This window comes from Cupriavidus sp. CPT47-8839-RL05A (genome assembly GCF_058792255.1).
The window spans coordinates 318,633-332,245 of the sequence record NZ_JBYTEG010000001.1; the positions used below are offsets into that span (position 1 = coordinate 318,633).

Sequence of the window (13,613 nt, forward strand, 5' to 3'; positions counted from 1 at the left end):
TGCCTTCGATCGGCAGTGCGCTTCGTCTGCATGATTCTGCATCATAGAACTTCATTGCGACATTGCAGCCCTGGTGACCATCCCGCAAAAGTGCTGCTTGCCGATCCGGGCGCCTGGAGCCTCTCCTGCCGTTTCGTCTTGCCAGGGATCGCATCAGGCACTACAACGATCTAGCACGCCGACGACGGTGAAGGAGGAGGCCCCATGAAGCATGACGCCCGCAACCCTCTCGCCGCCGCTCTTCGCCAGCATTTGGCGGGGTCTGTGCTGACGCTTCCGGTGCTTGCCTTTGCTGCCGGTCCCGGCGGATCCTTCCAGCCCACCCAGGTGTCCGGCACGCCAGACCGCAACGTCGGGCTGCAGGCCTTCGCGCAGATCGAGCGTGTGCTGCTGCATGCCCGCTGCCTGAATTGCCACGTGCCGGACGGCCCGCTGCAGGGCGATGCGAAACGTGTGCATTTTCCACCGGTGCAGCGAGGCACTGACGGCAAGGGCGTGCCGCCGCTGCAATGCGCCACCTGCCATGGCACCCAGAACAGCCCGCTCGCGCATGCGCCGCCCGGGCTGGATACCAATGGCCAGCCAGGCTGGCACATGCCGCCGGCGAAGATGAAGATGTCATGGCTGGGCCTGTCCGGGCCGGCCCTATGCAAGGTCTTCCGCGACACCAGGACCAATGGCGGCCGTTCGCTGGCAATGCTCGAAGAACACATGGTGACCGACCACCTGGTGGCTTGGGGCTGGCAACCGGGGCCGGGGCGTGAATTGCCGCCGCTGGACAAGCCCGCGTTCGACGAGCAGGTGCGCCAGTGGATACGCAATGGCGCGCCATGCGATACGCGCGAGCCGTTGCGCACCTCTGCGGGGCCTACACGCGCCGCCGCCGATGAAGCCTTGCTGAAGAACCTGCGCGCCATCGCCGGATCAGGCGCCTTGACCCAGACGAAGGGCACCAGCAACGGGAGCCAGCCATGATTTCCTTTCAACTGAACGGCAAGACCCAGCAGGTCGACGTGCCCGGCGACACGCCGGTGCTGTGGGTACTGCGCGACACGCTGGGGCTGACCGGCACCAAGTTCGGCTGCGGCATCGCGGTATGCGGCGCATGCACGGTACATGTCGATGGCCAGCAGCGCCGCGCGTGCGTGACGCCGGTGTCCTCCATCGCCGGCCGGCAGCTCACCACCATCGAGGGCATCGGCGAGGACTGGGTCGGGCGCGCGGTCGAAGAGGCCTGGGTGCGCAACGACGTCACGCAGTGCGGCTATTGCCAGAGCGGCCAGGTGATGTCGGCGGTGGCGCTGCTCAAGGTCAACCAACGCCCGACCGATGCCGACATCGAACGGGCCATGAGCGCCAACCTGTGCCGCTGCGGCACCTATGCGCGCATCCATGCCGCGGTCAAGGATGCAGCCAAGGCGATCGGCTGAGGAGATGCCATGAGACTCATGCAGCAGGCAAGCGGCGGCATCGACCGGCGGACCTTCCTGAAACTGAGCTTCGGCTCGGGCTTCGCGCTCTGTGCCGTTCCGCTTGGCGCGCAGACGGAGGCGGCGGCGCAGCCCAAGGCGCCGGTGCAGCCATCGGCCTTCGTCAGTATCGATGCCGACGGCACGGTGATGGTCACGATCGGCAAGCTTGAGTTCGGGCAGGGCGTGCAGACGGCACTGCCGATGCTGGTGGCCGAGGAACTGGACGCGGACTGGAGCAAGGTGCGCTGCCAGCTGGCCCCGGCCGGCGAGGCCTATAAGGACCCGGTGTTCCATATCCAGATGGTCGGCGGCTCGACCAGCATGAAGAACTCGTGGACGCAGTATCGCGAGGTCGGCGCGCGCATGCGCGCCATGCTGCTCGGGGCGGCCGCCGGGCGCTTCGGGGTGCCGGCCGGGCAGCTGAAGGCCGAGGCCGGCGTGGTGACCGCGCCCGACGGCCGCCGGGCCACATACGGCGAGTTGGCTGCCGCAGCGCTGGCCGAGCCGGTGCCGGCGAGCGTGCAGCTGAAGTCGCCGCAGCAGTTCAGGCTGATCGGCAAGCCCACCGGCCGGCTCGATGCGCGCGACAAGTCCACCGGCAGGCAGCAGTTCGGCATCGACACGGCGCTGCCCGGCACGCGCACCGTGGTCATGGTGCATCCGCCCGTGTTCGGCGCCAGGGTCGCGCGCTTCGACCCCGCGCGTGCCAGGGCCATCGCCGGCGTGGAAGAGGTCTACCAGGTGCCGCTGGCCGGCGGCGCGACCGGGTTGGCGATCGTGGCCAATGGCTTCTGGCCGGCGCGCACGGCGCGCGAGGTGCTGCAGGTGGAATGGGACACCAGCGGCGTCGAGAAGCCGGACAGCGATGCGCTGCTGGCGCGCTACCGCGAGCTGGCGGCCCGGCCCGGCGTGCAGGCCAAGGCGGCGGACACTTCGGCGCTTGCCACCGCGCCACACAAGCTCACCGCCGAGTATGTCTTCCCCTACCTGGCGCACACGCCGATGGAGCCGCTCAACTGCACCATCGACTTCCGCGGCAACCAATGCACAGTGTGGGCCGGCTCGCAGTTCCAGACCGTCGACCAGGCCAACGTCGCAGCCGTGCTCGGTCTGAAGCCGGAACAGGTGACATTCAACACCATGATGGCCGGCGGCGGCTTCGGCCGGCGTGCCGTGCCCACCTCCGACTACCTGTTCGAGGCCGCGCAGGTGGCCAAGGCGCGCCATGCGGCGGGCCGGCGCGAGCCGATCAAGATGATCTGGACACGCGAAGACGACGTGCGCGGCGGCTACTACCGCCCGATGCACCTGCACCGCGTTGAGATCGGCCACGACGGCAAGGGCAAGGTGCTGGCCTGGAAGCACGTGATCGTCGGCCAGTCCATCACCAGCGGCACCCCGTTCGAGTCCTTCACCGTGAAGAACGGGGTCGACTCGACCATGGTCGAGGGCGTGAGCGACAGCCCTTATCCGTTCCCGATCGCGCTCGAGATCCATCATCCCAAGGTCAACGTGCCGGTGCTGTGGTGGCGCTCGGTGGGGCACACGCACACGGCCTATGTGATGGAGACCCTGGTCGATGAACTGGCGCGCGCCGGCGGGATCGATCCGGTGGCGTACCGCCGCACGCTGCTGCGTGAGCACAAGCGTCACCTGGCGGCGCTGGACCTGGCGGTCGAGCGCTCGGGCTACGGCAAGCGGCGCCTCGCGGCCGGGCGTGCCTGGGGCGTGGCGGTGCATGAATCGTTCGACACCGTGGTCGCCTACATCGTCGAGGCCTCGATGCGTGGCAACCAGCCGGTGGTGCACCGGGTCACCGCGGCCGTCCACTGCAACATGCCGATCAATCCGCGCACGGTCGAGGCGCAGGTCCAGGGCGGCATGATGATGGGGCTGGGTACCACGCTGCCCGGAGCGCAGATCACGCTGAAGGATGGCGTGGTCCAGCAAGGCAACTGGAACGACTACCGGCTGGCCACGCATGCGGACACGCCGCCGCAGATCGCGGTGCACATCGTGCCGTCGGCCGATCCGCCGACCGGCATTGGCGAGACCGCGGTGCCGCCGATCGCACCGGCACTGGCTAATGCCGTCGCGGCGCTCACCGGCAAGCGGCATCGCAGCCTGCCGTTCACCGCGTGATCTTCGAGCAAGTCGGCATGGCCTGCGTGCGGTGATCTCTCCCCCAAGCGGGGGGAGCACCCAGACAGATTGCCAACGGTTTTGGGTGCGCCAAATCCGCCCGAACTAGCCTAAGCAAGATGTTCTCCCTCTCCCCTCATGGGTGTACAGACCGGAGAGGGTGCAAGCACCCCGGCAGTGCGGGAGTCCATCGTACACGAACGGCCACGGGGTGGCGGTGAACGGTGCATTCGGAAATGGCAGAGGCGGGCAATCCGGTTAGCGGCGATCATGCAGTCTGATCCTGTCCGCATCCCGAGCCACCATGCACGTCCATCTGCAGTCCCACATGCACGTCAGCCTGCAGCGGCTGTTGCTGGCCTTCCCGCTGGCGGTCTCTGCGGCCCACGGCAGGCTGGTGCTCAGGCGCCGCGGCTATGAGCGTCTGCTGCTGCCGGGCCAGCAGCTCACCATCGAACCGTTTGAAACCTTTGCGCTGCACCTGGATGGCAGCAGCGCTCAGCCGGCCGCGTGCACCCTCGAAATCCAGCGCATGATCCCCGCGGCGCAGCAGGAATGCCTGCACCACCGCATCTGCAAGCGGGTCTTCCTGCAACCCCATTACGCCTGGAATGCTGCGTTTATCGCGGAACGGCTGGGCATGTCCACGGCACAGCTGCGCCGCATGCTGTTTTCTCAGGGCACGGCGCTCACCGAGCTGTGCCGCACGCAACGGCTGATGCGGTTGCTGTTCGAGGTCATGGCCGGTGATGCCGGCATTGGCGATGCCCGGCGGCGCGTCGGCTGGCCAGCCAGCAGTGATCTGGACTGCGCTTTCTACGACCGCTTCGGCTTATCGATGGAAGCTGCCAGCCGGTTGGCGGTGGCGCGCGCAGCGCGGCGGCAGCGCTCGGTCGCCTGACTCGTTCCCAAGAATCTACCTGACGTTCGCAAGCTTCCGGGATCAGGTCCCGGATGCCAGGGTGGCGGCCCCTGCGAATTGCGCCCGCCAGAGTGTACTGAGCGCCGCGCTTTGCGAGATAATCCGCCCTTACGCTGCGGAATGATGTCATGCGCTTTGATCTGGTCGACCTGAAACTGTTCACGCATATTGCGGAGGCCCAGAGCCTGACCGGCGGTGCGCAACGCTCGCACCTGTCGCTGGCCGCGGCCAGCACGCGCATCAAGAACCTCGAGGAACACGTCGGCGTCAAGCTGCTGAGCCGCAGCAGCCAGGGCGTGAAGGTAACCGGGGCGGGGGAGACCCTGCTCGCCCACGCGCGCCGCGTGCTGCGCCAGCTGGAGCAACTGAGCGGCGATCTGCAGGAATATGCGGCGGGCGTGAAAGGCCATGTGCGCGTGTTCGCCAACACCACCGCGATGAGCGAGTTCCTGCCGGCGGTGCTGCGCAGTTACCTCGTCAGCCATCCGGACGTGACCATCGACATGCACGAGCGCCTGAGCCCGGATATCGTGCGCGCGGTGCAGGAGGGCATGGTGGATATCGGCATCATTGCCGGCAACGTGCGCACGGAAGGGCTGGAGGTGATGCCGTACCGGCGCGACCGCCTGGTGCTGGCCACCGCGCTGAGCCATCCGCTGGCCGAGCGCGGCAGCGTGGATTTCATCGATACGCTGGACTACGACTTCATCGGCCTGCCCGAGGCCAGCGCGATCCACAATTTCCTGTTGCGGGCCGCGACCGACCTGCAGCGCACGCTGCGCTGGCGCGTGCAGGTCAGCAATTTCGAGACCGCCTGCCGGATGATCGAGGCCAATGTCGGCGTCGGCGTGTTGCCGGAGACTACCGCCAGCCGCCATGCGAAGACGATGGCGCTGCGCATCGTCCAGCTCAACGATGAATGGGCCGAGCGCAAGCTGCAGATATGCGTGGCCGACCTCGGCGCCTTGCCGCTGTTCGCGCGCAAGCTGGTGGACCTGCTGGTCGAGGACGGCCTCGGGCGCCAGGACTGAGGGCGCCGGCGGACTAGGCCTTGTCCGCCAACATCTGCCGCAGCTGGTGCTTGAGCAGCTTGCCGCTGGCCGTGGTGGGGATCGAGGCCACGCGCAGGATCCGCTCCGGGCGCTTGTACGGCGACAGGCGGTCGACCAGGTAGTCGTGCAGCGCCTGCGCGTCGAATTTCTCGCCATCCCTGATCTCGACGAAGGCGATCACTTCCTCGTTGCCGTCCGCGGTCGGCTGCCCGATGACGGCCGATACGCGCACGGACGGATGCGTGTTGATGACCGATTCGACTTCGATCGGGTAGACATTGAAGCCCGAGCGGATGATCAGGTCCTTGGTGCGGCCGACGATGAACAGCGCGCCGTCGGGGTCCAGCCGGCCGATGTCGCCGGTATTGAGCCAGCCGTCGGGCCGCAGGGCCTCGGCGCTCAGGTCCGGTGCGCGGTAGTAGCCGCGCATCACGCCGGGCCCCCTGATCCATAGCTCGCCGGGTTCCCCCTGCGGCACCGGCTTGCCCTCCGGCCCGACTACCCGCAGTTCCGCGCCTTCGACGATCTCGCCCGCCGAGCAATCGGTGCGCGGCCGGTCCATGCGGGTCACGAACAGCGACCCCGCATATTCGGTCATGCCGTAGCCGTGGTGCAGCGGCTGGCCGAACATCGCCTCGACGTCGTGCTTGAGCGTCGGATCAAGCGGCCCGCCGCCGGTGTAGAGATAGCGCAGCCGCGGCGACGGCTGCAGGGGCGCTCCCGTTGCCCGCACATGGGCGAGGATGCGGTTGAACATCGTCGGCACGCCCTGCAGCAGCGTGATCGCACCCTGCCGGATCGCGGCGGTGACGTCCGCGGCATTGAAGCGCGCGCTCAGGTACAGGCTGGCACCGGCCTGCAGGGTCGAGACCAGCAGCGTCCCGAGTCCGAACACATGCGACATCGGCATGACCGCATAGGCGCAGTCGTCTGCCTGCATGCGGCGCGACTCGACCGTGACGCGCGCAAAGTGCAGCAGGCCCCGGTGAGTGACCATCACGCCCTTGGGCTGTCCGGTGGTGCCGGAGGTGTAGATCAACGCGGCGACGTCACGCGCGAGCGCTTCAGGCTCGCGCTCGCCGGCCTCGTCGACAGCGCCCGCCATCAGCGGGCCGAGGCCGGCCGGGACAATCTCCCTGGCCCGGTAGCGCACGCCGTGCCGCAGGGCATCGGGCGACACCGCGTGGGTGAACAGCATCAGGCTCGGCTGGCAGTGGGCGCGGATCACCTCGATTTCCCGCTCCGACAGGCGGGCGTTGACGATGACCGGCCACGCGCCCAGTTCCGACAAGGCGAACACCAGCGTGATCACCGCCAGGCAGTTCTCGGCCGTGATCAGCACCCGATCGCCGGTGCCCACGCCCTGCGCTTGCAGGTAGCGCTGCGCATCCTCGATGCCCGCCCACAGCTGCGCGTAGGTGGTGGTCCGGCCTTCCTCGAAGACGGCCACATGGCCGGGGGTCTCGGCGGCCCAGCGGCGAGGGATGTCGCTGATCCGTGGTGGGGTGTCTCGGTCCGGTGGCATCTCGCGGGAGTCCTTGTGCTGGAAAAACCGTTCGGCAAGGCGGGGGCCAGCCGAACGGCGCCAGTGTATGTGCGCCCGTTGCACGGTGCAATCGGTAATCGGCAAAGGCGGATTTCTTGTCTGCCGAAAGCCCCCTGGCCGCTTACACCACGCGCCTGGCGCGCAGTGCTTCCAGTTGCTGCGGGCTCAGCTTCAGGTAGTCGCGCAGCACCTCGTCGGTGTGCTGGCCCAGCGCGGGCGGGGCGTAGCGCAGCGTCGGGGGCGTCTCCGACAGGCGCAGCGGGCTGGCCGTGGTGACCACGTGGTTCACGGGCTCGCCGGCGGGCGGCTGGGCTCCCGGATAGCGCTCTTGCTCGACGCGCAGGCCACGGTGCTGCACATGGGGGTCGGCGTGGGCCTGGGCGATATTGTTGATGGGGCCGCAAGGCACGGAATTGGCTTCCAGCAGCGCGACCCATTGCGCCGTGGAGCGGGTGCGCGTGAGCTCCATCATCATCGCGATCAGCGTCTTGCGGTTGTTGACGCGGCCGGTGTTGGTGGCATAGCGCTCGTCGCGCGCCCAGTCCACGCCCGCGGCGTCGCAGAAGCGTGCGAACTGCCCGTCGTTGCCGATGGCCAGCAGCATATTGCCGTCGGCGGTCGGGAAGTCCTGGTAGGGCACCACGCTGGGGTGGATATTGCCCTGGCGCCGGGGCACGTCGCCGGCGTTCAGGAAGCCCGCGCCCTGGTTGGCCAGCACCGCCATCGCCACATCCAGCAGGGCGATGTCGATATGCTGGCCGCGGCCGGTGAAGTGGCGTGCTTCCAGCGCGCTCAGGATCGCGGTGGTGGCGTACATGCCGGTGAACAGGTCGATCACGGCCACGCCTACCTTCATCGGGCCGCCGCCGGGCTCGCCGTCGGCGTGGCCGGTGATGCTCATCAGGCCGCTCATGGCCTGGATCAGCAGGTCGTAGCCGGGCCGCGCCGCGTAGGGACCGGTGTGGCCAAAGCCCGTGACCGAGCAGTAGATCAGGCGCGGGTTGAGCGCGCTCAGGCTGTCATAGTCCAGCCCGTAGCGCTTGAGGCCGCCGGTCTTGAAGTTCTCCACCACCACATCGCTCTGCCGGGCCAGCTCGCGGATCAGCTCCTGCCCCTCCGGCGTGGCCATGTCCACCGTGACCGAGCGCTTGTTGCGGTTGGCGGCGGTGAAATAGCAGGCCTGCCGGGTCGGCGCGCCGGCCTCGTCGGCGAGGAAAGGGGGCCCCCAGTGGCGTGTATCGTCGCCTTCGCCGGGTTTTTCGATCTTGATCACGTCGGCGCCCATGTCCGCCAGGTTCTGGGTGGACCACGGTCCGGCCAGCACGCGCGAGAGATCGAGCACGCGCAGGTGGCTCAGGGCGCCGGTGCGGGGGGAGGGGGGAGGAAGGCCAGCGGCCGGCGTAGCGGTGGAATCTGTCATGTCAGGTCAGGCGGTCTCAAGGCAGGCGGCCCGTCCTGGGGACGGGCAGCATTGCGCGCAGGCATGGGTCAGGCGTATTGGCGCGGGGCGCGGTGCTTACGCGCCGCGGGCTTCACGGATCATGTTGCGCGCGATGATGACCTGCTGGATCTGCGTGGTGCCCTCATACAGGCGGAACAGGCGCACATCGCGGTAGAAGCGCTCGATGCCGAACTCGGAAATATAGCCGGAACCGCCGAGAATCTGTACCGCGCGGTCCGCCACGCGGCCCACCATCTCGGTGGCGAACATCTTGCAGCATGAGGCCTCGGTGGAGACGTTCCTGCCTTCGTCGCGGCGGCGCGCGGCGTCGATCACCATGCATTCGGCAGCATAGAGCTCGGCCTGGCTGTCGGCCAGCATGGCCTGGATCAACTGGAACTCGCAGATCGGCTGGCCGAACTGCTGGCGCTCCAGCGCGTAGTTCAGCGCGTCGCGCAGCACGCGCCTGGCCACCCCGACGCTGACCGCCGCAATGTGCAGCCGGCCCTTGTCGAGCACCTTCATCGCCGTCTTGAAGCCCTGTCCTTCCTTCAGGCCGATCAGGTTCTCGGCCGGCACGCGCACGTTGTCGAAGATCACGTCGCAGGTGTGCGCGCCTTTCTGCCCCATCTTCACGTCGCGCTTGCCGAAGCTGATGCCCGGCGTCCTGGCATCGACGATAAATGCCGAGACGCCGGCCGAGCCCTTGATCTCACGGTTGGTACGCGCCATCAGCGTGAACATGCCGGCCTGTGACGCATTGGTGATAAAGCGCTTGGTGCCGTTGACCACGTAGTGGTCGCCATCCCTGACCGCGGTGGTGCGCAGCGAGCCGGCGTCCGAGCCGGCTTCCGGTTCGGTCAGGGCAAACGAGGCCAGGATCTCGCCGGTGGCCAGGCGGGGCAGCCACGCGGCCTGCTGCTCAGGCGTGCCGTCCATCAGGATGCCCTGCGAGCCGATGCCCACGGTGGTGCCCAGCAGCGAGCGGAAGGCCGGCGAGGTCTGGCACAGCTCCATGACCACGCGCGCTTCCTCTTCCATGGTCAGCTCCAGGCCGCCAAAGCGCTCGGGGATGGTCATGCCGAACAGGCCCATCTCGCGCATGTCCTGCACGATGTCCTGCGGGATTTCGTCGGTCTCGGCGACCAGCGCCTCGGCGGGAACCAGGCGCTCGCGCACAAAGCGGCGCACGCTGTCGAGCAGGGCTTCGAGGGTTTCGTTATCGCGGATCATGTCAGTTCTTCCTGGGTGTCGGGTCGGTGTCGGTTCGAGGCGGGGCCATCAGTCCAGCGTCACGCCCTTGAGCACGCTGGCCCACTGCGTGCGCTCGCGCGCGGCGGTGTTCACGACGTCCTGCGTGGTGCCGCTCCACTGTTCGTAGCCCAGCTCGGCATAGCGCTTCCTGAGTTCCGCATCTTCCACGGCCTGCCGCACTGCCGCGGCCAGCTTCTGGGTCTGCTCGGAGGTCACGCCCTTGGGGGCGTAGATGGCGTACCAGCCGCCGGCTTCATAGTCCTTGAGGCCGGCAATCCCGGATTCGCGGAAGGTGGGCACGCCGGGCAGCGATGCGCTGCGCTTGGGCGAGCCCACGGCGATGGGCTTGACCTTGCCGCTCTGCACATAGCCGCTGGCGGTGCTGATGATGTCGAACATCACGTCGATCTGGCCGCCGATGGTATCGGTCATGGCCGGGGCATTGCCCTTGTAGGGAATATGGTTCAGCTCGACCTGCGCCTGCCGGGCGAACAGGGCCATGGCGACATGGTTGGAGCTGCCCACGCCCGAGGAGCCGTAGCTAAGCTTGCCGGGATGCGCCTTGGCGTAGGCAACCAGGTCCTGGGTGCCCTTGAACGGCTCCTTGACGTTGGCCACCAGCATGTTGTAGTAGCGCGCCACCGGTGCCACCGGGGCGAGGTCCTTCGCCGGGTCGTACGGCAGGCTCTTCATGATGTTGGGCGCGACCGTCAGCGCCGCGCTGGCGGCGAACCACAGTGTGGCGCCATCGGGCTTGGCGCGGACCACTTCATAGCCGGCCAGCGTGGCATTGGCGCCGGGCTTGTTGTCGACGATGACGTTGGCGCTGAGCGCCTTGCCCAACGCCACCGCGAACAGGCGCGCGGCCTGATCGGCGGGGCCGCCGGCGGCGTAGCCGACCACGAGGCGCACCGGCTGGCCGTTGGGCTGCGCCGAGGCAGGGGGAGTGGCCAGGGTTGCGCCGCACAGGGCCAGGGCGGCCAGCATGGCGTGGCGGCGTGAGGTGGAAATCAAGATACTTCTCCTACGTAAAGCAAAGTGCCGAAGGCAAAAGCCGAAAAGCAAAAGGCAAAAGGCGGGCGCAGCCCCCGCCGTCGCGCGCGGGGGCTGTATGGTGAATGAAGTGGGCTTACTCAGTAGCGTTCGAAGACCGCGGCAATACCCTGGCCGCCGCCGATGCACATGGTCTCCAGGCCATAGCGGCCGCCGCGGCGCTGCAGTTCGTGCAGCAGCGTGGCCAGGATGCGCACGCCGGTGGCGCCGATCGGATGGCCTAGCGAGATGCCCGAGCCGTTCACGTTGAGCTTCTGCTCGATCGCATCCTGGTCATGCCATTCCCAGCCCTTGAGCACGGCCAGCACCTGGCAGGCGAAGGCTTCGTTCAGCTCGACCAGGTCCATCTGGTCCAGCGTCAGGTTCAGGCGCGCCAGCAGCTTCTTCACCGCGGGCACCGGGCCGATGCCCATGTGCGAGGGCTCGCAGCCGGCCGCCGCCCAGCCCACCAGCGAGGCCATGGGGGTGAGGCCCAGTTCGGCCAGCTTGTCTTCGGCCACGATCAGGCAGGCGGCCGAGGCGTCGTTCTGCTGGCTGGCGTTGCCGGCGGTGACGGTACCGTTCGGCATCAGCGTGCGCAGCTTGCCCAGGCTTTCACGCGTGGTTTCGGGGCGGAAACCTTCGTCGCGCGCGAACCGCACCGGATCGCCCTTGCGCTGGGGCACCTGCACGGGAACGACTTCGGCATCGAAGCGGCCGGCCTCCCAGGCTGCCGCGGCGCGTGCGTGGCTGCGGGCGGCGAAGACATCGGCCGCCTCGCGGCTGATGCCGTAGTCGCGCGCCAGGTTCTCGGCCGTCTCGATCATCCCGGAGATCTTGCCGAAGCGCTCGACCGGCTGGGAGCGTTCACGGCCGCGGTCGAGGCGGTCGAAGAAGCGCACATTGCCCGAGCGCGCGCCCCAGCGCATGTCGGTGGTGTAGTACTCGATATTGCTCATGCTCTCGACGCCGCCCGCGATCACCACGTCGGCGGCGCCGCTCTGCACCATCATCGAGGCCGTGACGATGGCCTGCAGGCCGCCGCCGCAGCGGCGGTCCAGTTGCATGCCCGGCACCTCGACCGGCAGGCCGGCCTGCAGCGCGGCCCAGCGGCCGACGCAGGGCACTTCGCTGTTGGCGTAGGACTGGGCAAAGACCACGTCATCGATACGCGCGGGATCGATGCCGCTGCGTTCCACCACGGCGCGCACGGCGGTGGCGGCCAGTTCCTCCACGGGCACCGGGCGCAGGCTGCCGCCGAAGGTGCCGACGGGCGTGCGGAGGGGAGTGACGATTGCAGCTCTGCGCATGGAAGTCTCCTTGGAACTCTGTGTTGGGATGAGCAAGTAAGTCAGTTGGCCAGCGTGTGCCCGGGAAGGGCCACGAAGACCGCGCCGCACTGGCGCAGCAGGGCGTGGGCCTGGCGTTCCAGGTCTGCGCGGTGTTCGGGGGCGGCAATGTCCAGCATGCGGCGCACGCGCTGCGACAGCGTCTGGCCGCGCAGGTCGGCCACGCCGTGCTCGGTGACGATCAGGCCCGCATCCGAGCGGGGCGTGCTGACCGGGCCGGACAACTGCGCCACGATGCGGCTCGCGCCCTTGGCGGTCGCCGGCAGCGCGACGATGGGCAAGCCGCCGCGGCTGCGCGCGGCACCGCGCAGGAAGTCCACGGCACCGCCGACGGCGCCGACATAGACGCCGCCGGCGACTTCGGCGTTCACCTGGCCGGTGAGGTCGACCTCGATGGCGGAGTTGATGGCGGTCAGCTTGTCGACGCTGGCCAGCACCTCGGGGTGATGGGTATAGGCGGTCTCGCGCAGTTGCAGCTGCGGATTGCGGTGGGCCCAGCGCCGCAGCCGTTCGCTGCCCATCAGGATGCCGGCGATGCCTACCCCCGTATCGATGCTCTTGCGTGCGTTGGTCAGCACCCCGGCTTCGGCCAGCGCCGCAATGCCGTCGCCGATCGCGCCGCTGTGCAGCCCCAGGTCGCGGTGGCCATTCAGCGCAGCGACCACGGCCTCAGGCAGGTTGCCGATGCCCATCTGCAGGGTGGCGCCATCCTCCACCCAGCCGGCGATGTGGCGGGCGATGGCCTGTTCGGCCGGGCCGGGCGCGCTGCGGTCAAGGCTGATGGGCGGGTGCAGCGCTTCGACCTGCAGGTCGATATCGTCCGCGCTCAGGTAGCGGCTGCCGTGGGTCCACGGCACCTCCGGGTTCACCTCGGCGATGATGACGCGGGCGCGGTCGAGCGCCGCGGGAAGGTATTCATGCACCAGCCCCAGGCTGTGGCGCCCCTGCTCGTCGGCGGGCGAGACCTGCACCAGCGCCACGTCCGCCCGCAGCGTGCCGTCGCGGATCAGCCCGGGCAGGTGCGAATAGTGGCTGGGCACGATGTCCAGCACGCCGGCCCTGGCCAGTTGCCGGTGCGGGCCGCTGGCGGCGTAGCCGAAGAAGTCGAGCACATCCGCCTGGGCCGGCTGCAGCGTGTCTGACTGCCCGATGCCGACAAAGACACTGAGGCGTCCGCCCTGGGCGATGGCGTGGCGGTGTTCCACCAGTGCGCGCGTCAGCGTCAGCGGCTCGGCGGTCGCTTGCCCCCACCAGATATGGTCTCCGGGGCGGATCAGGGCTTGCAGGCGGGAGGCGAGGGTGTGCATGTCCACGGGGCAGCGGTCAGTCGGCGCATGCGCCGGATAGCCCGGAGCATGTTCCCAAAGCGTGGTTTGCGCTATTTGACAATGCCAATGGCGGAC

Annotated in this window: 11 protein-coding genes; 5 read left to right on the plus strand and 6 right to left on the minus strand. The window is 68.4% G+C overall.

Annotated elements, in window-relative coordinates:
- Positions 1-204 precede the first annotated feature (204 nt).
- The 5 genes from AC3WVS_RS01385 (at position 205) to AC3WVS_RS01405 (ending at position 5,567) form a co-directional block, all read left to right on the plus strand.
- Entirely contained in the window at positions 205-975 is a 771-nt protein-coding gene (locus tag AC3WVS_RS01385) for a hypothetical protein (protein WP_492317048.1), read from the plus strand.
- Positions 972-1,430, plus strand: a complete 459-nt coding sequence (locus tag AC3WVS_RS01390) for a (2Fe-2S)-binding protein (RefSeq protein ID WP_492317049.1) — start codon at positions 972-974, stop codon at positions 1,428-1,430. Before AC3WVS_RS01385 ends, AC3WVS_RS01390 begins: the two co-directional genes overlap by 4 nt.
- 9 nt (positions 1,431-1,439) lie before the next feature.
- Positions 1,440-3,614, plus strand: a complete 2,175-nt coding sequence (locus AC3WVS_RS01395; RefSeq protein WP_492317050.1) for a xanthine dehydrogenase family protein molybdopterin-binding subunit — start codon at positions 1,440-1,442, stop codon at positions 3,612-3,614.
- 304 nt (positions 3,615-3,918) lie between these two features.
- A complete protein-coding gene (locus AC3WVS_RS01400) occupies positions 3,919-4,515 on the plus strand; it encodes a helix-turn-helix transcriptional regulator (RefSeq protein ID WP_492317051.1) in 597 nt (198 codons plus the stop codon).
- A 149-nt stretch (positions 4,516-4,664) separates the two neighbouring features.
- Positions 4,665-5,567 carry a LysR family transcriptional regulator gene (locus tag AC3WVS_RS01405; protein ID WP_011617192.1) on the plus strand — a complete coding sequence of 301 codons (903 nt, stop codon included), beginning with the start codon at positions 4,665-4,667 and terminating at the stop codon, positions 5,565-5,567.
- 13 nt (positions 5,568-5,580) lie between these two features.
- On the opposite strand, the gene AC3WVS_RS01410 is transcribed toward AC3WVS_RS01405, so the two are convergent.
- The 6 genes from AC3WVS_RS01410 to AC3WVS_RS01435 form a co-directional block, all read right to left on the minus strand.
- Entirely contained in the window at positions 5,581-7,113 is a 1,533-nt protein-coding gene (locus AC3WVS_RS01410; protein WP_492317052.1) for a class I adenylate-forming enzyme family protein, read from the minus strand.
- Positions 7,114-7,255: 142 nt separating this feature from the next.
- The gene (locus AC3WVS_RS01415) at positions 7,256-8,554 is read right to left on the minus strand and encodes a CaiB/BaiF CoA transferase family protein (protein WP_492317053.1); all 1,299 of its coding nucleotides are present in this window, start codon (positions 8,552-8,554) and stop codon (positions 7,256-7,258) included.
- A 96-nt stretch (positions 8,555-8,650) separates the two neighbouring features.
- Positions 8,651-9,808, minus strand: a complete 1,158-nt coding sequence (locus AC3WVS_RS01420) for an acyl-CoA dehydrogenase family protein (RefSeq protein WP_492317054.1) — start codon at positions 9,806-9,808, stop codon at positions 8,651-8,653.
- A 48-nt stretch (positions 9,809-9,856) separates the two neighbouring features.
- Positions 9,857-10,843 (minus strand): Bug family tripartite tricarboxylate transporter substrate binding protein, encoded by a 987-nt coding sequence (locus AC3WVS_RS01425; RefSeq protein ID WP_492317055.1) that lies wholly within the window; start codon positions 10,841-10,843, stop codon positions 9,857-9,859.
- A gap of 119 nt (positions 10,844-10,962) precedes the next feature.
- Positions 10,963-12,171, minus strand: a complete 1,209-nt coding sequence (locus AC3WVS_RS01430; protein ID WP_010809314.1) for an acetyl-CoA C-acetyltransferase — start codon at positions 12,169-12,171, stop codon at positions 10,963-10,965.
- Between the two features lie 41 nt (positions 12,172-12,212).
- Entirely contained in the window at positions 12,213-13,517 is a 1,305-nt protein-coding gene (locus tag AC3WVS_RS01435) for an acetyl-CoA hydrolase/transferase family protein (RefSeq protein WP_492317056.1), read from the minus strand.
- Positions 13,518-13,613: the final 96 nt, after the last annotated feature.

What these genes read in the sequence shown, in the direction of transcription:
- AC3WVS_RS01385 (WP_492317048.1), top strand. Translation starts at nt 205, where the DNA reads ATGAAGCATGACGCCCGCAACCCTCTCGCCGCCGCTCTTCGCCAGCAT.
- AC3WVS_RS01390 (WP_492317049.1), top strand. Translation starts at nt 972, where the DNA reads ATGATTTCCTTTCAACTGAACGGCAAGACCCAGCAGGTCGACGTGCCC.
- AC3WVS_RS01395 (WP_492317050.1), top strand. Translation starts at nt 1,440, where the DNA reads ATGAGACTCATGCAGCAGGCAAGCGGCGGCATCGACCGGCGGACCTTC.
- AC3WVS_RS01400 (WP_492317051.1), top strand. Translation starts at nt 3,919, where the DNA reads ATGCACGTCCATCTGCAGTCCCACATGCACGTCAGCCTGCAGCGGCTG.
- AC3WVS_RS01405 (WP_011617192.1), top strand. Translation starts at nt 4,665, where the DNA reads ATGCGCTTTGATCTGGTCGACCTGAAACTGTTCACGCATATTGCGGAG.
- AC3WVS_RS01410 (WP_492317052.1), bottom strand. Translation starts at nt 7,113, where the DNA reads ATGCCACCGGACCGAGACACCCCACCACGGATCAGCGACATCCCTCGC.
- AC3WVS_RS01415 (WP_492317053.1), bottom strand. Translation starts at nt 8,554, where the DNA reads ATGACAGATTCCACCGCTACGCCGGCCGCTGGCCTTCCTCCCCCCTCC.
- AC3WVS_RS01420 (WP_492317054.1), bottom strand. Translation starts at nt 9,808, where the DNA reads ATGATCCGCGATAACGAAACCCTCGAAGCCCTGCTCGACAGCGTGCGC.
- AC3WVS_RS01430 (WP_010809314.1), bottom strand. Translation starts at nt 12,171, where the DNA reads ATGCGCAGAGCTGCAATCGTCACTCCCCTCCGCACGCCCGTCGGCACC.
- AC3WVS_RS01435 (WP_492317056.1), bottom strand. Translation starts at nt 13,517, where the DNA reads ATGCACACCCTCGCCTCCCGCCTGCAAGCCCTGATCCGCCCCGGAGAC.